This is a genomic window from Pseudoxanthomonas japonensis (assembly GCF_010093445.1).
Classification (GTDB): Bacteria; Pseudomonadota; Gammaproteobacteria; order Xanthomonadales; family Xanthomonadaceae; genus Pseudoxanthomonas_A; species Pseudoxanthomonas_A japonensis.
The window spans coordinates 1-25,996 of the sequence record NZ_PDWW01000036.1 but is presented as its reverse complement, the minus strand read 5'-3'; the positions used below and the strand labels follow the sequence as shown (position 1 = coordinate 25,996).

Here is a 25,996-nt window from a genome sequence, read left to right as displayed (position 1 = left end):
CCTCAATGCCCACGCAGGTCACGCGGCCGGATGCCCTGCAGGTACAGCAGGCCGGCATAGAGCGCGCCACCGGCACCTACCATCACCGCCAGCCGCACGCCGCGCTCCCACCAGGTCCAGGCCGACCAGTCCGGCCACAGCAGCCGGAACGCCAGCACCACCAGCGTCATGGCCAGCGTGGCCACGCCGAGCTGGCGCAGGAAGCGGCCCCAGCCCGGCTGGCGCCGGTAGACCCCTGCCTTGCGCAGCAACCACGCCAGTTGCAGGGCGTTGACCCAGCCGGCGATGGCGATGGCCAGCGCCAGCAGCGCGTGCGCACCGGGGATGGCGGCGAGCGCCTGTGTCCAGCTTCCCCCCGTCGCCTGCAGCGCGGCCTGTCCGGTCGACGTGGCGTACAGCAGGCCGGCGAACAGGCCGATCGTGCACAGGGCATTCGTCAGCACGGCGACCACGGCCGCCTTCACCGGTGTGCGGGTGTCCTGCCGCGAATAGAACGCCGGCGCCAGCACCTTCACCAGCAGGAAGGCCGGCACGGCGGTGGATTGCGCGATCAGGCTCCAGCTGCTCATCCGTGCGTCCTCGACGGTAAAGCTGCGGTACTGGAACAGGGTCGACATCAGCGGCTCGGCACATAGGATCAGGCCGGCACACGCCGGCAAGCCGATCATCAGGCAGAGCCGGAAGCCCCAGTCGAGCCCCTTCGAATAGCCGTCCGGATCGGTGGCGGCGTGCCGGCTGGACAGGTGCGGGAGGATCACCGTGCCGATGGCGACACCGAACATGCCCAGCGGGAACTCCAGCAGGCGGTCGCTGTAGTACAGCCAGGTGATGCTGCCGCCGATCAGGTACGAGGCTGCCATGGTGTTGAACAGCAGGTTGAACTGCACCACCGAGGACCCGAACAGCGTGGGCACCATCAGCGTCAGGATCTTGCGGACGCCGGCATGGGCGAAGTCGAGCCTGGGCCGCGGCAGCAGGCCCAGCTTCGCCAGCGCCGGCAACTGGAAGCACAGCTGCAGGATGCCGGCGGCGAACACGCCCCACGCCAGCGCCTTGACCGATCCGCCCATCAACGGGGCCAGTCCCAGCGCCGCGGCGATCATCGCCAGGTTCAACAGCACCGGCGAGAGCGCAGGGACGGCGAACCGCTGGTAGCTGTTGAGGATGCTGCCCACCAGCGAAGCCAGCGAGATGAACAGCGCATACGGAAAGGTGATGCGCAGCATCTCGATGAACAGCGCGTGCTTGTCGCTCCCGACCTCGAAACCGGGCGCGATGACCCGGGTCAACCAGGGGGCCGCCAGCAGGACCACCGCCGTGACGACCAGCAGCGCCGCCAGCAACGTGCCGGTGACCCGGTCCACCAGGTCCTTGACGGCGTCCTGGCCGTGCCTTTCCTTGTACTCGGCCAGCACCGGCACGAACGCCATCGAGAACGAGCCCTCGGCCGAGAGCCGCCGCATGAAGTTCGGGATACGGAACGCCGCGATGAACACGTCCATGGCCGGGTTGGCGCCAAAGACGATGGCGTAGACCTGGTCACGGACCAGCCCGGAAACCCGCGACAGGAAGGTCATGGAGCTGAAGATGGCGGTGGAACGGAGCAGCCGGTTACCGCTCATCGACCCTCCCCTGCCCGGGGACGACCCAGGTTGACGCAACCCATTGAATGCCCCATAATTTCCGGCTCAATTTACCCGTCTTCCGTTCACCCCCTGAATTCTCTCAGGTATTCATCAGGAATCCCACTGTGGCCAATATCAAGTCCGCCAAGAAGCGCGCCAAGCAGACCGTCGTGCGCAATGCGCGCAATGCCGGTCAGCGTTCGATGCTGCGCACCGCCGTCAAGAAAGTCCTGAAGGCGCTCGACGCCAATGACGCCGCTGGCGCCCAGGCCGCGTTCGTGTCGGCCCAGCCGATCCTCGACCGCCTGAGCTCGCGCGGCCTGATCCACAAGAACAAGGCTGCCCGCCACAAGAGCCGCCTGAACGCCCGCATCAAGGCCCTGCAAGCGGCCTGATTCACGGCGGTACGCAACGCGAAGACACGGGAACCCGCCGAAAGGCGGGTTTCTTTTTGGCCGCTCCCCATTGACGCATCCTCCCCGCCCCGGTTCTGATGCGCACGCCTCGCCAACCGGAGAGGCAGGGGGAATCCAACAAGGGGAACACGATGAAACTGCTTCGTGCGACGGCGCTCGCCGTCCTGCTGGCCACCATGTCAATGCCGGCGCTCGCCGGCAAGATGGCCAAATCCAATGAACCGCTGACCCTGGAGCCGGACAAGGCCGCCGTCGTCTTCCTGCGGCCCGGCAAGTTCGTCGGCGCCGCCGTGGCCGTGCCGCTGTACGACGTGACCGGCGACGACACCCGCTTCATTGGCATCCTCGATGCCGGCAGCAAGGTGGCCTACCACGTGCCGGCCGGCGAACACGTCTTCATGACGACGGTCTTCGGTGGCGATGGCGGCGTGCGCTTCTACAAGGCCAACGTGGAGGCCGGGAAGACCTACTACTTCCGCGCCCACATCATCGATGGCATCTGGGGACTTTCGCCGGTGCACCAGGAGGCGTTCGCGGGCAAGGAGTTCGCCGGATGGGACAAGGGCACCCAGCTGACGATCAACAGCCCCAAGTCGCTGGAATGGGGCCAGGCCAACCTCGAAAGCGCCACCCAGCGCCACAGGAACCTGGAACCGCAGGTGATCGCGGATTCCGCCTCGCTGCGCGCGGAGGATGGCCGCTGAGGCCCACCGTCTTCCGGTAATGAAAAACCCGCCGATCGGCGGGTTTTTCTTGACTCAGCCCTCGCGGGCCGCCTCGTCGGCCTCTTCCTTCTGCCGGTCGAAGAAGGCCATGACGTCCTTCATGATCGGCCAAGTGCCTTCGCGGGAAATGGCGGAGACCTGGAACCAAGGCTGGGTCCAGCCGAGGCTGGCAATGATCTGCTCAGCACGCTCCTTGGCCTCGTCCTCGAACATCAGGTCGGCCTTGTTGAGCACCAGCCAGCGCGGCTTCTGCAGCAGTTCGGGATCGTGCTTCTCCAGTTCGCGCTCGATGGCGCGGACCTGCTCGACCGGATCGACATCTTCCACGCCGCCTTCCATCGGCGCCATGTCCACCAGATGCAGCAGGATGCGCGTCCGCTGCAGGTGCCGCAGGAACGTCGCACCGAGTCCGGCGCCATCGGCGGCGCCCTCGATCAGGCCCGGGATGTCGGCGATCACGAAGCTGCGGTGCGCCTCGACGCTGACCACGCCCAGATTGGGATACAGCGTGGTGAACGGGTAGTCCGCCACCTTCGGCGTCGCCGCCGACACGGCGCGGATGAAGGTGCTCTTGCCGGCATTCGGGAAACCGAGCAGGCCGACGTCGGCCAGCAGCTTCAGTTCCAGCTTCAGCAGGCGCTCTTCGCCCTCTTCGCCCGGCGTCGCCTTGCGCGGCGCACGGGTGATGGAGCTCTTGAAGTGCATATTGCCCAGGCCGCCCTTGCCGCCCTTGGCCACCAGCAGGCGGTCGCCGTGCTGCGTGAGGTCGCCGATCACTTCGTCGGTGCTGACGTTGGTCACCACGGTGCCGACCGGCACCGTGATGGTCAGGTCTTCGCCGGCCTTGCCGTACATCTGCCGACCCATGCCGTTCTCGCCACGCTGCGCGCGGAACTGGGTCTGGTGGCGGAAGTCGACCAGCGTGTTGAGGTTCTCGTCGGCCTGCAGCCAGACGCTGCCGCCGTTGCCGCCGTCACCGCCATCCGGCCCGCCCAGCGGAATGAACTTCTCGCGGCGGAACCCCACGCAACCGTTGCCGCCGTTGCCGGCGCCGACCAGGATTTCTGCTTCGTCTACGAGTTTCATGGGGGCGTGATTCGCGATGGGTGATTCGTGATGGGGAAACGCCCCGACGACGGGATGGCCACGTCGATGGGCGTTAATTCGGTGCCGGCAGGCTAGGAGCGGAACACGCTGGCGAATCACTCTTCACGAATCACCAATCCCGGCTTCATCAAACGAAAAGCCCCGCACGCGGCGGGGCCCTTCGCTCGACGTGTGGAAAGCCTCAGGCTTCCGCGACCACGCTCACGGTGCGACGCTTCTTGGCGCCCTTGACCGAGAACTCGACCTTGCCGTCGACCAGCGCGAACAGCGTGTGGTCGCGACCCAGGCCGACGCCCGGGCCCGGATGGAACTGGGTGCCGCGCTGGCGGATGATGATGTTGCCCGCATCGATCGCCTGACCACCAAAGACCTTGACGCCCAGCATCTTCGGATTGGAGTCGCGGCCGTTGCGCGAGGAACCTACGCCTTTTTTGTGTGCCATGACTGCTTCTCCTTACTTGGTGATGCCGGTGATTTCGATTTCGGTGTAGTGCTGCCGGTGACCCTGGCGCTTCATGTGGTGCTTGCGGCGGCGGAACTTGATGATGCGCACCTTGTCGGCGCGGCCATGGCCGACGACCTTCGCGGTGACGCTGGCGCCCTTCAGGGCGTCGCCCAGGCTGATGGCTTCGCCATCGCCCAGCATCAGGATGTTGTCGAAGAAAAAAAAAACGCGGAGCGTCTCGCCCTTCATCACGCGGTACTGCTTACCGCCCGTGACTACGACTGCGTACATGTGGATTCCTTGGTTTCTGTAGTTATTTTCTGGAGCCTGCCTGCCATCGAGGGCGGACAGAAGCGGAATTTTAGTGGATTCAGCGAGTTACGGTCAACCCGCCACATGCGCGGAACTATCGGCGGCTCCGCGGATACCGCCTTCACGGACAAGAATTGTCCGCATCTGCGCGCAGACTGCCGCTTGGAGGCGGTCGCAGGTCCCGCCCATAACGGGGCAGACCATTGTAGATCAATGACTTGGAGGAATCGCTTGCCGTGGCACGGCGTGTCTACGGCAGTCGCGGGCCAAGCGGCGACCAGGCCTCCAACGCCATCTCGGCCGCCGCGCCCGCCTGACTGAAGGCCCACCCGAACCCGACACTTCGCTGGCAATGGCGGTATTTGCCCCCACCTAGGCAGACCGCTACGCTTCCTTGTTCGCTTTCCGGATCCCCCACCCGATGGCCATGGACTTCATCCGCATCCGCGGAGCCCGCACCCACAACCTCAAGAACATCGATCTCGACCTGCCGCGCGACAAGCTGATCGTGATCACCGGCCTGTCCGGTTCCGGCAAGTCGTCGCTGGCGTTCGACACCATCTACGCAGAGGGCCAGCGCCGCTACGTGGAGTCGCTGTCGGCGTACGCACGCCAGTTTTTGAGCGTGATGGAAAAGCCCGACGTCGACCACATCGAGGGTCTGTCGCCGGCGATCTCGATCGAGCAGAAATCGACCAGCCACAACCCGCGCTCCACCGTCGGCACCATCACCGAGATCTACGACTACCTGCGCCTGCTGTATGCGCGCGTCGGCCTGCCGCGCTGCCCCGACCACGGGTATCCGCTGGAAGCGCAGACGGTCAGCCAGATGGTCGACCAGGTGCTGGCGCTCGATGGCGCGCAGCGCTACATGCTGCTGGCGCCGGTGATCCGCGAGCGCAAGGGCGAGCACGCGCAGGTGTTCGACCAGTTGCGCGCGCAGGGGTTCGTGCGCGTGCGCGTCGACGGCGAGCTCCACGAGATCGATGCGGTGCCGCCGCTGGCGCTGCGACAGAAGCACACCATCGAGGCGGTGATCGACCGCTTCCGTCCGCGCGAGGACCTCAAGCAGCGCCTCGCCGAGAGTTTCGAAACCGCGTTGAAGCTGGGCGATGGCATGGCCCAGGTGATGTCGCTGGACCAGCCGGAATCGGCCCCGCTGCTGTTCTCGTCGAAGTATTCCTGCCCGGTCTGCGACTACTCGTTGCCGGAACTGGAGCCGCGCCTGTTCTCGTTCAACTCGCCGGTCGGCGCCTGCCCGACCTGCGACGGCCTGGGCGTGGCACAGTTCTTCGACCCGGCGCGCGTGGTCGTGCATCCGGAGCTGTCGTTGGCCGCCGGCGCCGTGCGCGGCTGGGACCGCCGCAACGCGTACTACTTCCAGCTGATTGCCTCGCTCGCCAAGCACTACCAGTTCGACACTGATGCGCCTTGGCAGTCGTTGCCCGAGAAGGTGCAACAGGCCGTGCTGTACGGCAGCGGCGAAGAGGTTATCACCTTCACCTACCTCACCGAGTCCGGCGGCCGCACGCAGCGCAAGCACCGTTTCGAAGGCATCGTGCCGAACCTGGAGCGCCGCTACCGCGAAACCGAATCGCCGGCGGTGCGCGAGGAACTGGCGAAGTACATCAGCGACCGTCCCTGTCCGGACTGCCAGGGCGCACGTCTCAACAAATCCGCGCGCAATGTGTTCGTCGCCGACCGTCCGCTGCCGTCGCTGGTGGTGCTGCCGGTCGACGAAGCGCTGGCGTTTTTCCGCGGCCTGGACCTGCCCGGCTGGCGTGGCGAGATCGCCGCGAAGATCGTCAAGGAAATTGCCGAGCGCCTCGGCTTCCTGGTCGACGTCGGCCTGGATTACCTGACCCGGGAACGCAAGGCCGACACGCTGTCCGGCGGCGAAGCGCAGCGCATCCGCCTGGCTTCGCAGATCGGCGCAGGCCTGGTCGGCGTGATGTACGTGCTCGACGAGCCCAGCATCGGCCTGCACCAGCGCGACAACGAGCGTCTGCTCGGCACGCTGACGCGCCTGCGCGATCTGGGCAACACGGTGATCGTGGTCGAGCACGATGAAGACGCGATCCGCCTGGCGGACTACGTGCTCGACATCGGTCCGGGCGCCGGCGTGCACGGCGGCGAGATCGTCGGCCAGGGCACGCTGCAGGACCTGCTGGAGGCGCCACGTTCGCTGACCGGCCAGTACCTGTCCGGCAAGCGCCAGATCGAGGTGCCGAAGGCGCGCCACAAGGCCAACCCGAAGATGACGCTGCACCTGCGCGGCGCCACCGGCAACAACCTGAAGGACGTGGATCTCGACATTCCGTCCGGGCTGTTCACCTGCATCACCGGCGTCTCGGGCTCGGGCAAGTCGACGCTGATCAACGACACGCTGTATTCGTTGGCCGCCAACGAGATCAACGGCGCCTCGCACAAGCCGGCGCCGTACCGCGAAGTGACCGGCCTGGACCTGTTCGACAAGGTCGTCGACATCGACCAGTCGCCGATCGGACGCACGCCGCGTTCGAATCCGGCGACCTACACCGGCCTGTTCACGCCCCTGCGCGAACTGTATGCGCAGGTGCCGGAGGCGCGCGCGCGCGGCTATTCGCCGGGCCGCTTCAGCTTCAACGTGCGTGGCGGCCGCTGCGAGGCCTGCCAGGGCGACGGCATGATCAAGGTGGAAATGCACTTCCTGCCGGACGTCTACGTGCCCTGCGATGTCTGCCACGGCAAGCGCTACAACCGCGAGACGCTGGAGATCCTCTACAAGGGCTACAACATCAACGACGTGCTGGAGATGACGGTCGAGGATGCGCTGACCCTGTTCGAGCCGGTGCCGTCGATCTCGCGCAAGCTGGAAACGCTGATGGACGTCGGCCTGAGCTACATCAAGCTGGGCCAGAGCGCGACCACGCTGTCCGGCGGCGAGGCGCAGCGCGTGAAGCTGTCGAAGGAACTGTCGCGCCGCGACACCGGCCGCACGCTGTACATCCTCGATGAGCCGACGACCGGCCTGCACTTCCACGACATCGAGCATCTGCTGGCCGTGCTGCACAAGCTGCGCGACGAGGGCAACACCATCGTGGTGATCGAACACAACCTGGACGTCATCAAGACGGCCGACTGGGTGGTGGACCTGGGACCGGAGGGTGGCCACCGCGGCGGGCAGATCCTCGCCACCGGCACGCCGGAAGACATCGCGGCGCATCCGGACTCGCACACCGGCCGCTTCCTCGCCAAGCTGCTTCCCGCCGCCAAGGCGCCGAAGCCGACCAAGCCGGCAGCGGTCGCCAAACCCGACGTGCTGCCGCCCCGCAAATCCGCCACGAAGGCAGCGAAGACCACCAGGACCACGACGAAGAAGGCCGCACGATGAGCGACACCCACGACACCGGCCGCAAGCTGCTGGCGAAGATCCCGATCAGCGTGCGCTGGCGCGACATGGACAGCATGGGCCACGTCAACAACGCCAAGTACATCTCGTACCTGGAAGAAGCGCGCGTGCGCTGGATGCTCACCGTGCCGGAGGTGTCGATGACGGACCGCATCGCGCCAGTCGTGGCGGCGAACAACATCAACTACAAGCGGCCGCTGACCTGGCCGAACGATGTGGTGGTGGAGCTCTATGTCGACCGGCTGGGCACCAGCAGCGTCACCATCGGCCACCGCATCGTGTCGGCCAAGGACGACAGCGTGCTGTATTCGGACGGCAATGTCGTCGTGGTCTGGATGGACACGCAGACGGGCCACAGTGCGGCGTTGCCGGCGGCGATCCGCGCGGTGTCGGAGTAACCGCCGAGAGCGTTGTGGGAGTGGCGCAAGTCGCGAGCTTTTCCCGAGACTGAAGAAGAACTCGCGACTTGCGTCGCTCCCACAACAGCCCGGATCAGGGCGCGCCCTTCCGCACCTCGAACACCACCGGCAACGAGCGGCCATCGGCCAGCTTCAGCGTGATCACCGGCTTCTCGCCTTCGGCCAGCGGCTGGTACGGGCCATGCAGCATCAGGTGCAGCCCCCCCGGCTTCAGCTCGACAGCCTTGCCGGGCGCGATTGGCAACGCAGCCACTTCGCGCATGCGACTGACGCCGCCCTCTTCGCGCGTCTCGTGCAGCGACACATCCTCGAAGGCGAGGCTTTCTGCGCCGACAATGCTGATCGGCGTCTTGCACGGATTCTCGATGCGTACGAAGCCGGCCATCATCGGCATCGCGACCGGCGGCAGGCGCACCCAGGCCGCCTTGGCGACCGGCAGGCATTCGGCCGCATGGACCGTGCCCCAGCACGACATCAACAGGGCCGCGAGGCCGATCATTCCGGTGCGATGGTTCATGCGCCTATGATACCGGCCTGACCTCAGGGAGCGGATGAATGACGGGCCTTATCGAAACCGCCGACCACGGCGACATCCGCGAGATCCGCCTGGCGCGTGCGCCGGTCAACGCGCTCAACACCGAGCTGTGCCGCGCGCTCATCGACGCCCTCAACGCCGCGCTGGACCATGGCACGCGCGGCATCGTGCTGGCAGGCAATCCGAAGATCTTCTCCGCCGGCATGGACGTCCCCTACCTGCTGTCGCTCGGCGACAACCGCCACGCTCTGCTCGATGCGTGGCAGGCGTTCTTCGGCGCGGCGCGTACGCTGGCCGAATCGCGTGTGCCGGTCGTCGCCGCTATCACCGGCCACGCGCCTGCAGGCGGCTGCGTGCTGGCGCTGTGCTGCGACTACCGGGTGATGGCGCGCAGCGCGGACCCGGCGCGCCCGTTCGCGCTCGGCTTGAACGAAACCCAGGTGGGCCTGGTGGTGCCGGAGGGCATCCAACGCTTGATGCGCCGCGTCGTCGGCCCTTATCGCGCCGAACGCCTGCTGGTTGCCGGCGAGATGGTACCGGCCGAGCGCGCGCTGGAAATCGGGCTGGTCGATGAACTCGTCGACCAGGACGAGGTCACCGCACGCTCCGTTGCATGGCTGCAGCAGCTGCTGCGCCTGCCGCACCATCCGATGCTGCAGACGCGCACGCTCGCCCGTCGTGACCTGGTCGATGCACTGGATCCGGCGCTGATCCAGTTGGAACGTTTCGTCGATGCCTGGCATGCGCCCGACACGCAGACCGCGCTGCGGGCGCTGGTGGACAAGCTGAAGAAGTAGGCAACGCTTCGTCAGTCGCCGCGCGCAACCGGGTGCGACGGATCACTGATCCAGCCGCTCCAGGAACCGGGATAAATGCGTGCGCCGTGCAGGCCCGCATGTTCGAAGGCGAGCAGCAGATGGCACGCGGTCACGCCGGAGCCGCACATCAGCATGGTGTCCATGGGCGAGCGGTTCCGCAGCAGCGTCGACAACTCGGCGCGTAGCTCGTCGGCCGGCTTGAAGCGGCCGTCACGCAGGTTCTGGGCGAAAGGACGATTGAGCGCGCCGGGCACATGCCCGGCGACCGGATCGATGGGCTCGACGTCGCCGCGGAAGCGCTCGGCGGCACGCGCATCGATCAGCCAGCCGCTGTCCGCATCCAGCCGCGCCAGGATGTCTGAAGCCTCGACGAATTGGTCCGTATCGAAACGCGACGGGTACGCCGCAGCGGGCGCCAGCGCTGGAAGCTCGGCGGTCTCCTGGCCGCCCGCGGCACGCCACGCGGCCAATCCGCCATCGAGCACCGCCACGCGGGCATGCCCCATCAGCTTCAACAACCACCACAGGCGCGCGGCCGCCATGCTGCCGTCGCCGGCGTCGTAGACCACCACCTGGTGCGACGGCCCGATCCCCCACTCGCCCAGCTTGCGCGCGAACACATCGCTGTCCGGCAGCGGATGCCGGCCTTCGCCGACCTTCGACAGGTCGGACAGGTCTAGATTGAGGTCCGCGTAGACGGCGCCGGGCAGGTGCGATGCGGCATAAGCTTCGCGACCGGCATCCGGCGCGGCATTGAGCATCACGAAACGCGCGTCGACCAGCCGCAATCCGGGGTCGCCGAGGGCAGCGGACAGTGCGGCGGTATCGACGAGGGTCGTCCAGTTCATGCCAGTTGCTCCAGCCGTTGCCGCAGGTTGAACAGGATGGCCGCCGTCGCGCCCCAGATGCGCTGGCCGGGCCATGCGTACTCGAGCACCACGCGGCGGCGCCCGCGATAGTCGACCTCGACACGGCGCAGGTTGTCGGGCGACAGCAGATAGTCGAGCGGTACCTCGAACACGTCGGCCACTTCGTTCGGCTCGGGCACCGGCACGAAGGCGGGATCGACCAGCGCGACCACCGGCACCACGCGGAATCCGCTGATGGTGGTGAAGGGGTCCAGGAAACCGAGCGGCGTGACCTGCGACGCCGGCAAGGCGATCTCCTCGTGGCTCTCGCGCAGCGCCGCCGCGACCGCATCGGCATCGGAAGGCTCGATGCGGCCACCGGGGAAACTTACCTGCCCCCCGTGGTGGCGCAATCCGTCGGTACGACGCGTCAGCAACACCTGCGTGCCGTCCTTGCGCGGAACGAGACCCGCCAGCACCGCCGCCTCGGCCAGCGGACCGGGCGGCAACAGGTCGATGAGGTCGTCGTGGTTCCAGCCTGCCTCACTCGGCACGTCGCCCAGCGGATGCAGGGCTCGACGCAGATCCCCGCCCTCACGCAACCGCTGCTCGAGCGCGAACGGCGCACGCGCGTGCTCGCGTGCAGGCAGCACATGCTCCATCAGACGCAGGCGTTCGTCATCGTTCATCTGCGACCAGCGTGCGATCTCGGACGTGGTGCGGAGGCAGCCTTCGCACAGTCCATTGGAGTCCAGTGTGCAGACGCCGATGCATGGACTCAACACGGCGCGGAATGCGGTATTCATGGCTTCGGGCACCTGCGGAGGGTAGCGCGGAAACGCCGCCCTGCGCTGGAAAGCACTGCGCCGGCACTAGGCCGGCGCAGGGGGAACAAAGTCACTGGATCCCCGCCTTCGCGGGGATGACGCAATGACAGAGGCGTCCGCGCGGTGCGCGGACGCGTCATTGCGTCACTTGACGCTGACCAGCTTGATCTCGAACACGACGGCCACGTTCGGCGGGAAGCCGGTGCGCGGGTCGGCACCATAGGCCTTGTCCGGCGGCAGCGCCACTTCCCACTTGGCACCGGCCGACATCTGCAGCAGGGCCTCACGCATGGCCGGCATCTCGACGGCGCTGATCTTCAGGTCCTTCATCGGCTGCGGCGGGCGGGCTTCCGCCGGACGCTGGCCGAACGGATATGGACCGGACACCAGCAACTCGACCGTGCTGGCCTGGGTCGGCTTCGCACCGGTACCGTTCTCCATCACCTTGTAGGGCACGCCGCTGGCCAGCGTCTTCACGCCCGCCTGGCCCTTGTACTGGGCGATGAACTGGTCGCTCTTGGTCTTGTTCTCGCCGGCGACCTTGTCGTACTCGGCCTTGGCCTGCTGGGCGCGGGACTGCTCGCGCTTCTGGAAGGCTTCCAGTGCCGGCTTCAGCTGGTCGGCCGTCAGCGCCGGCTGCTTCTTGGCATAGGCGTCCTGCAGGCCCTTCACCACGGAATTGATGTCCAGCTGCTCGCCACGCGCGGTCAGTTCGGCAAGGTTGTTGCCGTAGTCGTAACCGAAGTAGTAGCTCAGCTTGCCTTTCTCGGACGAGACGTCCTGGGCCAGGGCGCTACCGGCCATGGCGAATGCCGCAACAGCGACCGCAATCGAACGCAACTTCATCAACACACTCTCCGAAGATAGGGCGACGGCGGCATACCGTCTGGAATGGACGCGCTAGGATAGCCGCCGGGGCGCTTAACCGCCACTGACGACAGGCGGGTCTGACCAGACCTTGTCGGCAGAGTTCCGATTTCACCCAGAATTTACAAAAATCCCCGGAAAACCCATGTCCGAACACCTTGTCCTTGTCGCCGACGACGCCGGCATCCGCCGCATCACCGTCAACCGCCCCGACAAGCTGAATGCCCTCAACGCCGCCACGCTGGATGCCCTGCAGACGGCCTTCGACGCGGCGGCGGCCGATGCCGCCGTGCGGGTCGTAGTGCTCACAGGCGCCGGCCCCAAGGCCTTCGTCGCCGGCGCCGACATCGCCGAGATGGCGGACCTGCGCCCGACCGAGGGCCGGGATTTCTCGCTGCGCGGCCAGAAGCTGATGCGCACCATCGAGACGCTGCCCAAGCCGGTGATCGCGATGGTCAACGGGTTCGCACTGGGCGGCGGGCTCGAACTGGCGATGGGCTGCCACCTGCGCATCGCCGCGGACAGCGCCAAGGTCGGCCAGCCGGAAATCAACCTGGGCCTGATCCCGGGGTTCGGCGGCAGCCAGCGCCTGCTGCGGCTGGCCGGGCGGTCCGCCACGCTGGAGCTGTGCCTGCTCGGCGCACCGGTCACGGCAGAGCGCGCGCTCCAGCTGGGCATCGTCACCCGCGTGGTGCCCGCGGCGGATCTGGAAGCCGAGACGCTGAAGATCGCCGCCCAGCTGGCCGCCTCGGCGCCGCTGGCGCTGCGCGCGACGCTCGACGTGGTCAACATCGGCGGCGAATGCGGCATCGAGGAAGGCCTGCAATACGAAAGCGCGCAATTCGGCCTGATGTTCGCGACCGACGACATGCGCGAAGGCACGCGCGCCTTCGTCGAGCGCCGCAAGCCAGCGTTCGCGGGCCGCTGAGCCGCGACAGCACACGTGTCCACTCCCTGCTCCGCTTGCGACCAGGCACGCGCGTTCCACGCGCAGCTCGTGGCTGGCGACGTCGATGCTGCGATCGAGGCGGGACTGATGGCGTTCCAGCCCTGCGGTTGCGTGGACGACAGCATCATCGTGGTCATGCAGACCCAGCAGCGCCTGCGCACGGCGTGGGACGCGCGCGAACGCTACCGGCAGCGCGAGGCCCGGCTGGCGCGCCGCGCGGCGGAGCGGGAAGCGCGCCGACTGAAGGTCACCGACGTTGCGGAAAGCGCACAGCCCGCACGCCCTGCCCTGCCGACCGCCGCCGCCGCGATCCTCGCGCGCGCCAAGGCCAAGGCGGCCGAGAGGATGGAACGATGACGACAGCACCCCGGCGCAGCGCCACGCTCACGCGCGCCGAGGTCGTCGAGCTGTTCTCGCGCCTGCGAGAGCTCAACCCCAAGCCGACCACCGAACTGGAGTACCGCACGCCGTTCGAACTGCTGGTCGCGGTGACGCTGTCGGCGCAGGCGACCGACGTGGGCGTCAACAAGGCGACGCGGCGGCTGTTTCCGGTCGCCAACACCCCCGCCGCCATCCTCGCGCTGGGCGAGGACGGGCTGAAGAAGTACATCTCGACCATCGGCCTGTTCAATGCCAAGGCGAAGAACGTCATCGCCACCTGCCGGATCCTGATCGACGAACACGGCCGCGAAGTGCCGCGTTCGCGCGACGCGCTCGAAGCCCTGCCCGGCGTGGGCCGCAAGACCGCGAACGTGGTGCTGAACACCGCCTTCGGCGAGCCCACGATCGCCGTCGACACGCATATCTTCCGCGTCGCCAACCGCACCGGCCTGGCGCCGGGCAAGGATGTGCGCGCGGTGGAGGATCGGCTGTTGAAGGTGGTGCCGGCGGAGTTCATGCAGGACGCGCATCACTGGCTGATCCTGCACGGGCGTTACGTCTGCAAGGCGCGCAAGCCGGACTGTCCGCAGTGCGTGATCCGCGACATCTGCCGCTTCAAGGAAAAGACCGCCGCCTGACGCGGCAAGATCGTCTGCCGCCGGCGCGACCTCATTGAAGAGGGCGCATACACGCCACTGCGGGCCGGCTGATCCTGCACGGGCGTTACGTCTGCAAGGCCCGCAAGCCCGACTGTCCGCAGTGCGTGATCCGCGACATCTGCCGCTTCAAGGAAAAGACCGTCGCCTGAGAGTCGGCGGCGGCCTCTCGACTCTGCCTACTGCGCGTCGCGCTCCACGAACGGCTTGCGCGGCAGCCGTTCCTCGCGCATCGCGGCGTGCCAGGCGAACGAGGCGATGATCGCCGCGGCCTGCTTCAGGTCTTCCGGCACCACGTGGTCGTAGGTGTCCAGGTGGGTGTGGTGGACATGGGTGAAGTAGTCCGCCGGATCCTGCACGAACTGGAATCCCGGCAGGCCGACGCGATCGAACGAGATGTGGTCGGTGCTGCCGGTGTTGCGCGTGGTGACGATGCTTGCGCCCAGGTCGTTGAACGGCTCCAGCCACGCCTTGAAGATCGGCACGGCGGCATGGTTCTCCTGCGCATAGATGCCGCGGATGCGGCCGGTACCATTGTCGAAGTTGAAGTAGGTCGAGAAGCGGTCGTAGCCGCGCCGGCGCTGCAGCGGGCCGGTGCCGCGCTGGTAGGCGCGCGGCAACGCCTTCTGTTCGGGATCGGTGGGCTCGGGATAATCGGCCAGATACCGGGCCACGTAGCCTGCCGAGCCATGCAGGCCCTGCTCTTCGCCACCCCACAGTGCGAGGCGGATCGTGCGCCGCGGCTTGGCGCCGATCGTCTTGAGGATGCGCATGGCTTCCATCATGACGACCACGCCCGCACCGTTGTCGCTGGCGCCGGTGCCGGTATGCCACGAGTCCAGGTGCGCGCCGATGATGACCACTTCATCCACTTTCCCGCTGCCGGGAATCTCGGCGAACGTGTTGGTCGCCGGCAGGTCCTGTTCGCTGGTGAACGCGGAATCCACGTCGATGCGCAGCCGCACCGGCTGCTTGCCCTGCACGGCGCGCACCAGCGGGTTGTAGTGTTCGGCAGGCAGGACCAGCTCGGTCACGCCCACCGGTTCGCCAGCCTTGCGCGCGCCGCCGCCGGTCGCGCGGATGATGCCGTTGTCCCATGAACTGATCGACAGCGTGGCCAGCACGCCTTCCTCGGCGAGGAAGGTATTCAGCGCCTTGCTCAGGGCGATGCGCTTGCGGTACTCGTCCAGGCGCTTCTGCTGCGCGTCGGGCGCGGTGTCTTCCGGCATGGGGAAGGTCTGCAGTTCGCCCAGTTCGGCCTCGCTGTAGCGACGGAAATCGGTCTTCTCCGAAGGCTTGTAGGCACGTGCTTCATCCACCAGCACGATGCGTCCGCGCAGCTTGCCGCGCTGCTTCTCGATGTCCTCCAGCGTCTTGAACGAGGCCAGCACCACCTCGCCCTCGACCGGACCATCGGTACCGCGCGTCCAGGCCTTGGGCAGCGCGTGTACCGGCAACTGGCGCGGCGACAGCATTTCCACGCGCGATGCACGGAATGCCCACCCCCGGCCGAATGCCGGGTCGTAGACCTCGTCGTGGACGTTGGACAGGCCCCAACCGGACAGCTTGCCGCGCGCCCAGGCGCTGGCCTGCGTGTAGTTGGGCGAATTGGTCAGGCGCGGCCCGATGGTCTCGGTCAGCTCCTTCAGGTTGGCGGCGGCCTGCGAGCGGTGGAGCGCCTCGCTGCGGATCTTCGCCACCATGTCCAGGTCGACCGGCTCGGCGGCCTGCGCCACGCCTGCCATCGACATCCCCGCCCACAACGCCATGCCGGCCACCAATCGCTTCACCACGCCCCCTGGTTCTTGAAAGATCCCCATCCCCGGACATCGGGCTACCCCGACATCGTGCCCCAGTGTCTCCACGCAGCGCGCGACGGACCCCTGCCAATGGTCATGGTCGGGAGTGGACCTCTGGACCTGGCAACGCTCAGGCGATCCGGTTTGGTCTGGCATCGTGACGGCAGCCGGACCGCCTCCGGGGAAGTGCATGACGACCTCCGTGCTGTCCGGAATGTGATCCGACGTCCGTTCAATCCGGGGAAAGCAGAAGCAACACGGGGGCCATCGGGGCGTCCCCCCACCTTCCGACCCTCCCTTTGGGTGCGCCGCCCGTGGCGTGCCCGGAAAACACACGACACCATGCCATCGCCGCGACCGCATCCACGCCAGCATTCGCAACGGATGGTCCGCATGTCGCCGATCACTGGCGACATCTGACCATGTGCGGCATCGCAGGTTTCGCTGGCGCAGTGCAGGGCGTTCCCGAGGACCGGGCGACGTTGCAGCACATGATCGGCACGCTGCACCATCGCGGACCGGATGGCAGCGGCACGCACGTGGAGCCCGGCGTGGGACTGGCGCATGCGCGTCTGGCGATCATCGACCTGGCCACCGGCCAGCAGCCGCTGCACGACGGCACCGAAACCGTCTGGACGGTCTTCAACGGCGAGATCTTCAACTACGTCGAGTTGCGCGAGGAACTGGAAGCACAGGGCTATCGCTTCCGCACGCGCTCCGACACCGAAGTCATCGTCCACCTCTACCACCGCGACGGCGACCGCTTCGTCGAACGGCTCAACGGGCAGTTCGCGATCGCGGTGTGGGACACGCTGCGGCGCCGGCTGCTGCTGGCGCGCGACCGCGCCGGCATCCGCCCGCTCTATCACGCGACCGCGCGGGGCCGCGTGTGGTTCGCATCCGAGATCAAGGCGCTGCTGGCGGCGCTGCCGGAACGCGCGACCTTCAATCCCGACGGCCTCGCGCAGGCGTTCACCTTCTGGGGCCCCTGCGATCCGGACACGCTGTTCTCCGGCATCGACAGCCTGCCGCCCGGCCATCTGCTGGCGGTGGAAGCGGACGGCACGCGCACGCTCACGCAGTACTGGGACTGGAGCTTCCCCCGCGCGGGCGACGCACCGGCCTTCGCCTCCTTCGACGATGCCGTGCACGAGTTGCGCGACCTGCTGGATGACGCGGTCCGCCTGCAGCTGCGCGCCGATGTGCCGGTGGGTGCCTACCTGAGCGGCGGGCTGGACTCGTCCGGCATCGTGGCGCTGGTGAAGCGCAGCGGCATCGCGGCGGTGCGCACGTTCTCGGTGACGTTCGAGGACGCCGAGTTCGACGAACGCGAACAGCAGCAGACGATGGTGCGCCACCTCGGCACCGAGCACACCACCCTGCACTGCACGCGCCGCGACATCGCCGACGCGTTCCCCACGCTGATCCATCACACCGAGGCGCCCGTGCTGCGCACCGCGCCGGTGCCGTTGATGCTGCTGTCGGGCCTGGTCCGCCGTTCGGGCTACAAGGTGGTGCTGACCGGGGAAGGCGCCGACGAGGTGTTCGGCGGCTACGACCTGTTCAAGGAAGCGAAGGTGCGCCGCTTCTGGGCGCGCAACCCGGAGTCGCAGTGGCGCCACCTGCTGCTGGGACGCCTGTACGGCTACCTGAAGCACTCGCCGGTGGGCACACCGGGATTCGCCCGCTCGTTCTTCGGCCAGGGCATGGAGCACCTGCCGCGCCCGGTATTCGCGCATGCGCCGCGCTGGACGACCTCGCGCCGCGCGCTTGCGTTCCTGTCGCCGGAACTGCAATCGCGCGTCGCCGGCTTCGACCCGTTCTCGTTCTACGAACAGCGGTTGCCCGCCACGATCGACAGCTGGTCGCCCCTGGCACGCGACCAGTATGTGGAAGCGAAGTCGCTGATGGCCGCCTACCTGCTGTCATCGCAGGGCGACCGCGTGGCGATGGCCAACTCCATCGAGGGCCGCTTCCCGTTCCTCGATCACCGGCTGATCGAATTCGCCAACCGGCTGCCACCGCAATGGAAGCTGCGCGGCCTGACCGAGAAGCACATCCTGCGCAAGGCGCTGGCGCCGCTGCTGCCGCCGGAGATCGCCCGCCGCACCAAGCAGCCTTACCGTGCGCCGGACGCCAGCAGCTTTTTCACCGACGGCCGCCCGGCCGACTACGTCGACGAATTGCTGTCGCCCGAGCGCATCCGCGATGCCGGTTGCTTCGATGCCGGCAAGGTCCGGCTGCTGTTCGAGAAGTGCCGCAACGGTCGCGCGGTGGGCTTCGCCGACAACCAGGCCTTCGTCGGCATCCTCTCGACCATGCTGCTGCACGACGCCTTCATCCGCCGGCGCGCGCCGCTGACCAACCCATTGCCTGCCACCGGGACGGAATGACCATGACCGAAACCGCCATCCGCGAAAAGATCCGCGGCCACATCCTCAACAACCTGATGTTCACCAACGACCAGGCCAGGCTCTCCGACGATGCGTCGTTGCTCGACATGGGCGTGATCGACTCGACCGGTGTGCTCGAGCTGGTGCTGGTGATCGAGGAGAACTTCGCCATGAAGGTCAACGATGCGGCCATGGTGCCCGAGAACTTCGACTCGGTGGACCGGATCGTATCGTTCGTCATGCGCTCGAAGGCGGCATGACCGCAGCAGCCGAACAGCGACTGCGCACGCTGCAGGCCCACTGGCAGGCAGCGCACGACAAGCCGGAGGAGACGCCGGAGAACACGCTGCGCGCATTGTGGTCCGCCGCGACGGGCTCGCCGCTCTCGGCCGTCGCCGCCGCCGCCGCCATGCTCTCCGAGTTGGACGAGGCTGCCGAACGGCGCCTGGACGACCTGATCGGGAAGCGCCTCGCCGGCACGCCGCTGGCGCACCTGACCGGACGGCAGCATTTCCTCGGCCTGGAGCTGCTGGCGGGCCCGGAGGCGCTGATTCCGCGCCGCGAAACCGAACTGCTGGGACAGGCGGTGATCGGGCTTGCGCAGAGCCGCGGCGCAGACGGCCCACCCGGCATCGCGGTGGATGTCTGCACCGGGTCCGGCAACCTGGCGTTGGCGCTGGCGCACCATGTCGCCGGCCTGCGCGTGTTCGGCGCCGACCTGAGTGAAGACGCGGTGGCGCTGGCGCGCCGCAACGCGACGTTGCTCGGCCTGGCCGACCGCGTCGAATTCCACGCCGGCGACCTGCTCGCCCCGTTCGACACGCCCGTGTTCCATGGCGCGGTCGACCTGCTGCTCTGCAATCCCCCGTACATCAGCAGCAGCAAGGTCGGCGCGATGCCGGAGGAAATCTCGGCGCACGAGCCGCGGCTCGCCTTCGATGGCGGTCCGCTGGGCGTGTCGTTGCTCGCCCGGCTGATGCAGGACGCCGTCCGGTTCGTGAAGCCCGGCGGCTGGCTCGCGTTCGAGGTCGGGCTTGGCCAGGGGCCGGCGATGGCGCGCCGCCTGCGCAACGACGGCGCCTGGGACGACGTACGCGAACTGATCGATGGAGACGGAGCCGTGCGCGCGCTGCTGGCGCGCCGCGCGGACCGCATTACGGGAGACAACGGATGAGCGGATTCGGCTGGGAAGCACTGGACATCGATTACGAACAGGAAGCCGAACGCATCTGCGCGCGCCTGCGCGAAACCGTGGCGCAATCGCTGCGCCGACGGGGCCTGGTGGTCGCCATTTCCGGCGGCATCGACAGCTCGGCGTGCGCGGCGCTGGCCGTGCGCGCACTCGGCAAGGAGCGCGTGCACTGCCTGATCCTGCCCGAGCGCGACTCCGATCCGGACAGCGCGGCACGCGCCACCCTGCTGGCCGACACCCTGGGCGTCAGCGTGGACACCTTCGACATCGCCCCGGCGCTGGACGCGATCGGCGCCTATGCCGCGCGCGACGCCGCCGTGCGCACGGTGCTGCCGGAGTATCGCGACGACTGGAAGATGAAGCTGGCCATCGCCGGCGGCAGCGAGGGCGCGATCAACCGCTTCCGCCTGATCGCGCAGTCGCCCGACGGCGCGATGCACGAGCGCGAACTGCGCCTGCACGAGTACCTGACCATCGTTGCCGCGACCAGCTACAAGCAGCGGCTGCGCAAGACCATCGAGTATTTCCATGCCGACCGCCTGCACTACGCCGTGCTGGGCACGCCCAACCGGCTGGAGTACGACCAGGGCTTTTTCGTGAAGAACGGCGACGGCTCGGCCGACATCAAGCCGATCGCACACCTCTACAAATCGCAGGTCTATGGCATGGCACGCCATCTCGGCCTGCCGGAGCGGCTGTGCAGCGCCCAGCCGACCACCGACACCTACAGCCTGGAGCAGGGCCAGGACGAGTTCTACTTCGCGCTGCCCTACCGCGCGATGGACCTGGCGCTGTGGGCGCTGGAACACGACGTGCCTGCCGCGGACCTCGCGCGCGTGCTGGAGATGACGGTGGAACAGGCCGAGGCCGTCTACGCCGACATCGTGAGGAAGCGCCGCAGCACGGCACCGCTGCACCTGCGCCCCGTGCTGCTGGGCAACGTCTCGGTCGGCGACGGGGCGGGCGCGCACGCCGCATGAGTGCGCAGGTCGCCGACAGCAATCCCTATGCGGTCGCGCGCGCCGACGTCGTGCGCGACCGCGATGCCGTCGTCGACATCTGGCGATCGAGCCTGCATGACGACCAGGCTCGCTCGCTGAAACTGGACTGGTTCTACCGCCACGCGCCGCACGACGCGTTGCTGCAGGTGCTGTTGCATCAGCCCAGCCACGCCATCGTCGGCACCGCCGGCGTGGGCTGGCGGCGGATGCGGCTGGACGGCCGCGACCTGCGGAGCGGACTGCTGGCCGACATGGCGGTCATGCCCGGCCATCGCATGCTCGGCCCGGCCTTGCTGCTGCAGCGCACGGCCAGCGACACCGCGCTGCAGGACGGCGACCTGGTCTACGGGTTCCCCAACCCCCATGCCGTGCCGGTGGTGAAACGGCTTGGCTACGTGCACGTCGGCGACATGACCACCTACGTGCGCATCGTCCGGCACGGTCCCTATCTGGCGCGACGGATGCCCGCGGCGCTCGCAGGGCTTCTGGGCGCCTGCATCGATCGCCTGGTGTGGCTGCGCGATCGGCTCCACCGGATGGCCGGCCGCCGGCTGCATGCGGCATGGCGCACCACGCCGCATGAAACCGTGCACGCGCAGGCATGGTCCGGGCCCGGCACGCTCGAAGGCGTACACGATCGCGATGCGCTGGAATGGCGGTTCGCGCGCTGCCCGCTGGCGAGCTTCCGTTTCCTGTACGTGCAGCGCGACCGCGCGCCGCAGCCATGCGCCTGGTTCGTGTGCCGACAGCAGGGCGACACGCTGCACGTGGTGGACTTCAAGACCGATCCGGCAGGCAGTGCATCGCGCAGCCTGACCGTGCTCGCAGACGCGGCACACGCGCTGGGCTGCCGCTCGATCTCGCTGGAAGGCTGTCTTGCCGACAGCGAGAAGGCGCTGTTGCGCCGGCACGGCTTCTTCGTCCGCCAGGGACGACCGGTGTATGCGCGCTGGAAGCAGGACGACGCCGCACCGCGCGCGGCGTTCCGGCTGACCCCGTTCGACGAGGACGAATAGTCCCCACCACGCAGAAGGGACATGCCGGTGGCATGTCCCTTCGCGATGCCGTGCCCGTCATCCGGGCCGGCGCTGGCTTACCAGCTGAACTGCGTGCGCAGCGCGTACTGGGCGGTTTCGTCGCCGGTGACTTCGTTGTCGCCCTGCGTGTAATTGAACATGAAGCGCAGGTTCGGGTTGACGTAGTAGTTCATGCCGAGGATCCAGCTGGTGACCTCGCGGTTCAGCGTTTCGTTCTCGGCGTAGTCATAGCGGCCGGTCAGCTCCCAGAGTCCCTTGTCGGCGACCTTCGGCGAACCGAACACGCCGGTGCCGCCCTTGTACGGCTTGTGGCCGCCGTTGAGCATGAAGCTGCCCTGCACGTAGTACGTCTTGACATCCTGGTCCGCGCCCAGCGGCTGGCCGAAGCTGGCATCGGCGTACTCGGCCTGGAAGAAGGCCGGACCGAACGAACCGGCCGCTTCCACGGCGTAGACGCTGACCTCGTTGCGGCTGGCACCCGTGGTGGTCGCGATGTTCTGCGACGGACCGCGGCGACCGGCGTAGTTGAACGAGGCCGACAGATTGTCCGAACCCTGGTTCGCATTCTCGTAGCTGTACCAGGCACCGAAGTGCAGGGTATTGTTGTCGTTGTTGATCGGCGCGAAGGTCACGCGACCGGCCGAACCGACGCCTTCGTTGCGGGTACCCGAGGCACCGCGCAGATTGAACACGCTGACGCCGGCCGTGTAGTTGTCGCCGGCGCGCAGATAGCCCACGCCCTGTTGGAACTGGCGGCTGGAGAACAGGCCGGTCGCGGACGCGAACGGACGCTCCATGGTCAGCAGTTCGTTGGAGCTGGTCAGTTCTTCCATCGCGCGGTACGGCTTGAAGTGGCCGATGGTGAACTTGCCGCCCAGCGCGGACTTGGCGATGTAGACGTCGCGGAAGCCCTCCAGGCCGCCGCCGGCGCCGAAATCGTTCTCCATCTTGTAGTCCCAGCCGTAGGCCTTGCCCGACAGGGTCAGGCGCGCGCGGCGGAATTCGGTGGTGCCGGTGGTGCTGGCCAGGTCGCGGTCGAAAGCATAGGTGTCGAAGTGGATGCGGCCGCCGATGCTGGCTTCGAACTTGCCGTCGGCCGAGGTGACCTTCACGCCGCCCTTGGTATCGATCTTCGGCGAGCCGGTGGTGATCTTGTCCAACTGCGCCGCGGTGTCCAGGTTCACGTCGGACTGCGCATCGGTGCGCTCTTCCAGCTCGGCCACCTTGGCCGACAGCGCTTCCAGCTGCGCCTTCAGTTCGGCGATCGTCTGATCGCGGGAGTCGGCGGCGGACGCCGAGAAGCTGGTGCTGCCCATGGCGACGGCAAGCGCGGCGGCCAGGAGGGAATAACGCATGGTGACTCTCCGAGTGGAAGTAAGAAGTAGGAGCACAGGCTTCGTGGGCGCCCTGCTTCGCTTCCGAGATCACCTTCGGAAATCATTAAGCGCCCGTCAAAGATGCGCTAAAGGATGGGAGTGAAATCTTGCAGTCACATGTGAGTTTCATGACAGTGGCGTGACAAGGCGCGAGCAGACCCCGTCTGCGGCTGCGCGCTCCGCACGCAGGCACTCCTATATGTATGGATCCGGCACTAGACCGGATCGTTGGAGAACAGTGCCCTCCCCTCCTGCACCTGACCTTGCGCACGACACTCGCGCACCCGCGACCACCGGGCGCGCACCCGACGTCACCGGACTGTCGCAATGCCGACACGGGGCTGTCACACAAACGTCGTGGAATGGCCACCCAACGGGCATGCCCCGTCCTTCCACCCTGCCTTCTCCCAGGAGATTTCCGTGCTCAACTCGATCAAATCCCGCGTCGCGCTGCTCGCGCTCGCCTCGGCCTTCTCGGCGCAGGCGTTCGCCGCCGACGTGACCGGCGCCGGCGCGTCGTTCGTGTACCCGGTGATGACCAAGTGGTCCGCCGACTACGCCAAGGCCACCAGCAACCGCGTCAACTACCAGTCCATCGGGTCGGGCGGCGGCATCGCGCAGATCAAGGCCGGCACGGTGGACTTCGGTTCGTCCGACGCCCCGCTGAAGCCGGAAGAGCTGGCCAAGTACGGCCTGGCGCAGTTCCCGTCGGTGATCGGCGGCGTGGTGCCGGTGCTGAACGTGGCCGGCCTGAAGCCGGGACAGCTGAAGCTGGACGGCCCGACCCTGGCCAACATCTTCCTGGGCACCATCAAGACCTGGAACGACCCGGCCATCGCCGCCCTCAACCCGGGCGTCACCCTGCCGGCGCAGCGCATCACCGTCGTCCGTCGCTCGGACGGTTCGGGCACCACCTTCAACTTCGTCAACTACCTGTCCAAGGTCAGCCCGGAGTGGAAGACCAAGGTCGGTGAGGGCACCACCGTGCAGTGGCCGACCGGCGTGGGCGGCAAAGGCAACGAAGGCGTCGCCGCGTACGTGAAGCAGATCAAGGGCGGCATCGGCTATGTCGAACTGTCCTACGCGCTGCAGAACAGGATGTCCTACGCCAGCCTGAAGAACGCAGCCGGCCAGTTCGTGCAGCCGAGCGAAGAGAGCTTCGCCGCCGCGGCCGCCAGCGCCGAGTGGGGCAAGTCGAAGGACTTCTACCTGGTGATGACCAACGCCCCGGGCGCGCAGTCCTGGCCGATCACCGCCACCAACTTCATCCTGATGTACAAGGCGCCGAAGAAGGGCAACAAGGACGCGCGCGACTTCTTCCGCTGGGTTTACGCCAACGGCGACGCCCAGGCCAAGTCGCTCGACTACGTGCCGCTGCCGCCGGCGCTGGTCCAGCAGATCGAGACCTACTGGAAGGCCAACCTGAAGTACTGATCGCACCCGTCGGCACGCTCTCTCCCCGTGCCGGCGCCGATGCGGCGTCCCTCCCGCGCCACATCACCGGGCGGGCCTTCGGGCCCGCCCTTTTTTGTTCGGCATGTCTATTGGGCGTGTTCGTTGGGCATGGCCCGCCGGTCGTCGCATGACAGCGCGAGATGGCGATGTCATCACGCTGTAACAAAAACATCATTTCATAGCGTGGATCACACACGACCCGTCCGGAGACTCCATGCCCGTCAGTACCGCCCGCCTGGCCACGCTGGCCCTGGCCACCGCCTTCTTCACTGCCGCCTGCGGCGGCAAGACCGACGCCCCGGCCACCACGGCCGGCACCGACGCAGCCCCGACCGCCGCCGCTGGCGCGCAGCAGATCTCCGCCGAACTCACCGGCGCGGGCGCGTCCTTCATCTATCCGCTGATGGCCCGCTGGTCCACGGACTACAACAAGGCCACCGGCGCCAAGATCAACTACCAGTCCATCGGCTCCGGCGGCGGCATCGCGCAGATCAAGGCCGCGACCGTCGATTTCGGCTCGTCCGACAAGCCGCTCTCGTCCGAGGAGCTGGCCCAGGCCGGCCTGGCGCAGTTCCCGTCGGTCATCGGCGGCGTGGTGCCGGTCATCAACGTCGAGGGCCTGCAGCCGGGCCAGCTGAAGCTCAGCGGCACCGTGCTGGCGGACATCTTCCTGCACAAGATCACCACCTGGAACGACCCGGCGATCGTCGCGCTGAACCCCGGCGTCACCCTGCCCACCGGCAAGATCAACACCGTGCACCGCTCCGATGGTTCGGGCACCACCTTCAACTTCGTCAATTACCTGGCCAAGGTCAGCCCGGAGTGGAAGTCCAAGGTCGGCGAAGGCACCTCGGTCAACTGGCCGGGCGGCGTCGGCGGCAAGGGCAACGAAGGCGTCGCCGCCTACGTGCGCCAGCTGAAGGGCTCGATCGGTTACGTCGAACTGGCCTATGCCGAACAGAACAACATGTCGTACGCCTCGCTGCAGAACGCCGCCGGGCAGTTCGTGAAGCCCACGCCGGAAAGCTTCGCCGCCGCCGCGGCCAGTGCCGACTGGGCGAACGCCAAGGACTTCAACCTGGTCATCACCAATGCGCCGGGCGAGCAGGCGTGGCCGATCACCGCCACCAACTTCATCCTGGTCTACAAGCAGCCGAAGGACGCCGCGAAGGCCAAGCACACGCTGGCGTTCTTCAAGTGGGCCTACGAGCAGGGCCAGGCGCAGGCGAACGAGCTGGACTACGTGCCGCTGCCGCCGGAACTGGTCGGCCAGATCGAGCAGTACTGGAACACCGAGATCAAGCTTTGATCGATGTGTCATCCGCGGGCCGTCCAGTGGGGCGGCCCGCTGTCATCACGCGGTAACCGCACCACCGTGCACTAGCGCTTCACGCGTCAACCGCCCCTCCCCCACCTCCCGGG

The 25,996-nt window shown here is 67.4% G+C and carries 25 protein-coding genes and 1 pseudogene; 16 read left to right on the top strand and 10 right to left on the bottom strand.

Annotated features, from left to right (window positions below):
* Positions 1-2: 2 nt before the first annotated feature.
* Positions 3-1,622: a murein biosynthesis integral membrane protein MurJ gene (gene murJ, locus CSC78_RS17840; RefSeq protein WP_162339211.1), complete on the bottom strand. Its 1,620-nt coding sequence runs from the start codon at positions 1,620-1,622 to the stop codon at positions 3-5.
* A 128-nt stretch (positions 1,623-1,750) separates the two neighbouring features.
* Between murJ and rpsT the strand changes: the two genes are divergently transcribed.
* Both rpsT and CSC78_RS17830 read left to right on the top strand, forming a co-directional pair.
* The gene (gene rpsT / locus CSC78_RS17835; protein WP_062355047.1) at positions 1,751-2,020 is read left to right on the top strand and encodes a 30S ribosomal protein S20; all 270 of its coding nucleotides are present in this window, start codon (positions 1,751-1,753) and stop codon (positions 2,018-2,020) included.
* 152 nt (positions 2,021-2,172) lie between these two features.
* Positions 2,173-2,745, top strand: coding sequence for a hypothetical protein (locus CSC78_RS17830; RefSeq protein ID WP_162339210.1), 573 nt, complete (start codon positions 2,173-2,175; stop codon positions 2,743-2,745).
* Positions 2,746-2,799: 54 nt separating this feature from the next.
* On the opposite strand, the gene cgtA is transcribed toward CSC78_RS17830, so the two are convergent.
* The 3 genes from cgtA to rplU form a co-directional block, all read right to left on the bottom strand.
* Positions 2,800-3,852, bottom strand: a complete 1,053-nt coding sequence (gene cgtA / locus CSC78_RS17825) for an Obg family GTPase CgtA (RefSeq protein WP_162339209.1) — start codon at positions 3,850-3,852, stop codon at positions 2,800-2,802.
* A gap of 202 nt (positions 3,853-4,054) precedes the next feature.
* A complete protein-coding gene (rpmA, locus tag CSC78_RS17820) occupies positions 4,055-4,315 on the bottom strand; it encodes a 50S ribosomal protein L27 (RefSeq protein ID WP_062355042.1) in 261 nt (86 codons plus the stop codon).
* Between the two features lie 12 nt (positions 4,316-4,327).
* Positions 4,328-4,609, bottom strand: coding sequence for a 50S ribosomal protein L21 (gene rplU / locus CSC78_RS17815; protein ID WP_162339208.1), 282 nt, complete (start codon positions 4,607-4,609; stop codon positions 4,328-4,330).
* Between the two features lie 442 nt (positions 4,610-5,051).
* Between rplU and uvrA the strand changes: the two genes are divergently transcribed.
* Together uvrA and CSC78_RS17805 are read left to right on the top strand one after the other, a co-directional pair.
* Positions 5,052-8,003: an excinuclease ABC subunit UvrA gene (gene uvrA / locus CSC78_RS17810; RefSeq protein ID WP_162339207.1), complete on the top strand. Its 2,952-nt coding sequence runs from the start codon at positions 5,052-5,054 to the stop codon at positions 8,001-8,003.
* A complete protein-coding gene (locus tag CSC78_RS17805) occupies positions 8,000-8,419 on the top strand; it encodes an acyl-CoA thioesterase (RefSeq protein ID WP_338015143.1) in 420 nt (139 codons plus the stop codon). The genes uvrA and CSC78_RS17805 overlap by 4 nt, the downstream gene beginning before the upstream one ends.
* A gap of 94 nt (positions 8,420-8,513) precedes the next feature.
* On the opposite strand, the gene CSC78_RS17800 is transcribed toward CSC78_RS17805, so the two are convergent.
* On the bottom strand, positions 8,514-8,957 hold the full coding sequence (locus CSC78_RS17800) for a copper chaperone PCu(A)C (protein WP_162339206.1): 444 nt from the start codon (positions 8,955-8,957) through the stop codon (positions 8,514-8,516).
* 38 nt (positions 8,958-8,995) lie between these two features.
* Here CSC78_RS17800 and CSC78_RS17795 point away from each other — a divergent pair, with 38 nt between their 5' ends.
* A complete protein-coding gene (locus CSC78_RS17795; RefSeq protein WP_162339205.1) occupies positions 8,996-9,772 on the top strand; it encodes an enoyl-CoA hydratase/isomerase family protein in 777 nt (258 codons plus the stop codon).
* An 11-nt stretch (positions 9,773-9,783) separates the two neighbouring features.
* Here the strand turns inward: CSC78_RS17795 and CSC78_RS17790 are convergent, their stop codons facing one another.
* From CSC78_RS17790 to CSC78_RS17780, 3 genes are all read right to left on the bottom strand, one after another.
* Complete coding sequence (locus CSC78_RS17790) at positions 9,784-10,641, bottom strand: sulfurtransferase (RefSeq protein WP_162339204.1); 858 nt, start codon at positions 10,639-10,641, stop codon at positions 9,784-9,786.
* A complete protein-coding gene (locus CSC78_RS17785; protein WP_162339203.1) occupies positions 10,638-11,447 on the bottom strand; it encodes a CoA pyrophosphatase in 810 nt (269 codons plus the stop codon). The genes CSC78_RS17790 and CSC78_RS17785 overlap by 4 nt, the downstream gene beginning before the upstream one ends.
* 165 nt (positions 11,448-11,612) lie before the next feature.
* Positions 11,613-12,314, bottom strand: a complete 702-nt coding sequence (locus CSC78_RS17780) for an FKBP-type peptidyl-prolyl cis-trans isomerase N-terminal domain-containing protein (protein WP_162339202.1) — start codon at positions 12,312-12,314, stop codon at positions 11,613-11,615.
* A 166-nt stretch (positions 12,315-12,480) separates the two neighbouring features.
* On the opposite strand from CSC78_RS17780, the gene CSC78_RS17775 reads away from it, so the two are divergent.
* The 4 genes and pseudogenes from CSC78_RS17775 to CSC78_RS17760 all read left to right on the top strand — a co-directional run.
* Positions 12,481-13,263 carry an enoyl-CoA hydratase/isomerase family protein gene (locus tag CSC78_RS17775; RefSeq protein WP_162339201.1) on the top strand — a complete coding sequence of 261 codons (783 nt, stop codon included), beginning with the start codon at positions 12,481-12,483 and terminating at the stop codon, positions 13,261-13,263.
* 15 nt (positions 13,264-13,278) lie between these two features.
* Positions 13,279-13,641 carry a hypothetical protein gene (locus tag CSC78_RS17770; RefSeq protein WP_162339200.1) on the top strand — a complete coding sequence of 121 codons (363 nt, stop codon included), beginning with the start codon at positions 13,279-13,281 and terminating at the stop codon, positions 13,639-13,641.
* Positions 13,638-14,303: an endonuclease III gene (nth, locus tag CSC78_RS17765; protein WP_162339199.1), complete on the top strand. Its 666-nt coding sequence runs from the start codon at positions 13,638-13,640 to the stop codon at positions 14,301-14,303. Before CSC78_RS17770 ends, nth begins: the two co-directional genes overlap by 4 nt.
* A 68-nt stretch (positions 14,304-14,371) precedes the next feature.
* Positions 14,372-14,473 (top strand): annotated as a pseudogene (locus CSC78_RS17760) (endonuclease III); the annotation flags it as partial.
* Positions 14,474-14,500: 27 nt separating this feature from the next.
* On the opposite strand, the gene CSC78_RS17755 reads toward CSC78_RS17760, so the two are convergent.
* Complete coding sequence (locus CSC78_RS17755) at positions 14,501-16,090, bottom strand: M28 family metallopeptidase (RefSeq protein WP_162339220.1); 1,590 nt, start codon at positions 16,088-16,090, stop codon at positions 14,501-14,503.
* Positions 16,091-16,542: 452 nt separating this feature from the next.
* Between CSC78_RS17755 and asnB the strand changes: the two genes are divergently transcribed.
* Genes asnB through CSC78_RS17730 form a run of 5 tightly spaced genes read left to right on the top strand, consistent with a single transcriptional unit; the run spans position 16,543 to position 21,722 of the window.
* Entirely contained in the window at positions 16,543-18,513 is a 1,971-nt protein-coding gene (asnB, locus tag CSC78_RS17750; protein ID WP_162339198.1) for an asparagine synthase (glutamine-hydrolyzing), read from the top strand.
* A gap of 2 nt (positions 18,514-18,515) precedes the next feature.
* Positions 18,516-18,773, top strand: coding sequence for an acyl carrier protein (locus CSC78_RS17745; RefSeq protein ID WP_162339197.1), 258 nt, complete (start codon positions 18,516-18,518; stop codon positions 18,771-18,773).
* Positions 18,770-19,687, top strand: coding sequence for a N5-glutamine methyltransferase family protein (locus CSC78_RS17740; protein ID WP_162339196.1), 918 nt, complete (start codon positions 18,770-18,772; stop codon positions 19,685-19,687). The genes CSC78_RS17745 and CSC78_RS17740 overlap by 4 nt, the downstream gene beginning before the upstream one ends.
* On the top strand, positions 19,684-20,685 hold the full coding sequence (gene nadE / locus CSC78_RS17735; RefSeq protein ID WP_162339195.1) for an NAD(+) synthase: 1,002 nt from the start codon (positions 19,684-19,686) through the stop codon (positions 20,683-20,685). Before CSC78_RS17740 ends, nadE begins: the two co-directional genes overlap by 4 nt.
* Complete coding sequence (locus CSC78_RS17730) at positions 20,682-21,722, top strand: GNAT family N-acetyltransferase (RefSeq protein ID WP_162339194.1); 1,041 nt, start codon at positions 20,682-20,684, stop codon at positions 21,720-21,722. Before nadE ends, CSC78_RS17730 begins: the two co-directional genes overlap by 4 nt.
* A gap of 77 nt (positions 21,723-21,799) precedes the next feature.
* Here CSC78_RS17730 and CSC78_RS17725 read toward each other — a convergent pair whose 3' ends face one another.
* Positions 21,800-23,098 (bottom strand): OprO/OprP family phosphate-selective porin, encoded by a 1,299-nt coding sequence (locus CSC78_RS17725; protein WP_162339193.1) that lies wholly within the window; start codon positions 23,096-23,098, stop codon positions 21,800-21,802.
* A 453-nt stretch (positions 23,099-23,551) separates the two neighbouring features.
* Here CSC78_RS17725 and pstS (CSC78_RS17720) point away from each other — a divergent pair, with 453 nt between their 5' ends.
* Positions 23,552-24,553 carry a phosphate ABC transporter substrate-binding protein PstS gene (gene pstS / locus CSC78_RS17720; RefSeq protein ID WP_379608946.1) on the top strand — a complete coding sequence of 334 codons (1,002 nt, stop codon included), beginning with the start codon at positions 23,552-23,554 and terminating at the stop codon, positions 24,551-24,553.
* A gap of 235 nt (positions 24,554-24,788) precedes the next feature.
* Positions 24,789-25,883: a phosphate ABC transporter substrate-binding protein PstS gene (gene pstS / locus CSC78_RS17715; RefSeq protein WP_162339191.1), complete on the top strand. Its 1,095-nt coding sequence runs from the start codon at positions 24,789-24,791 to the stop codon at positions 25,881-25,883.
* Positions 25,884-25,996 lie beyond the last annotated feature (113 nt).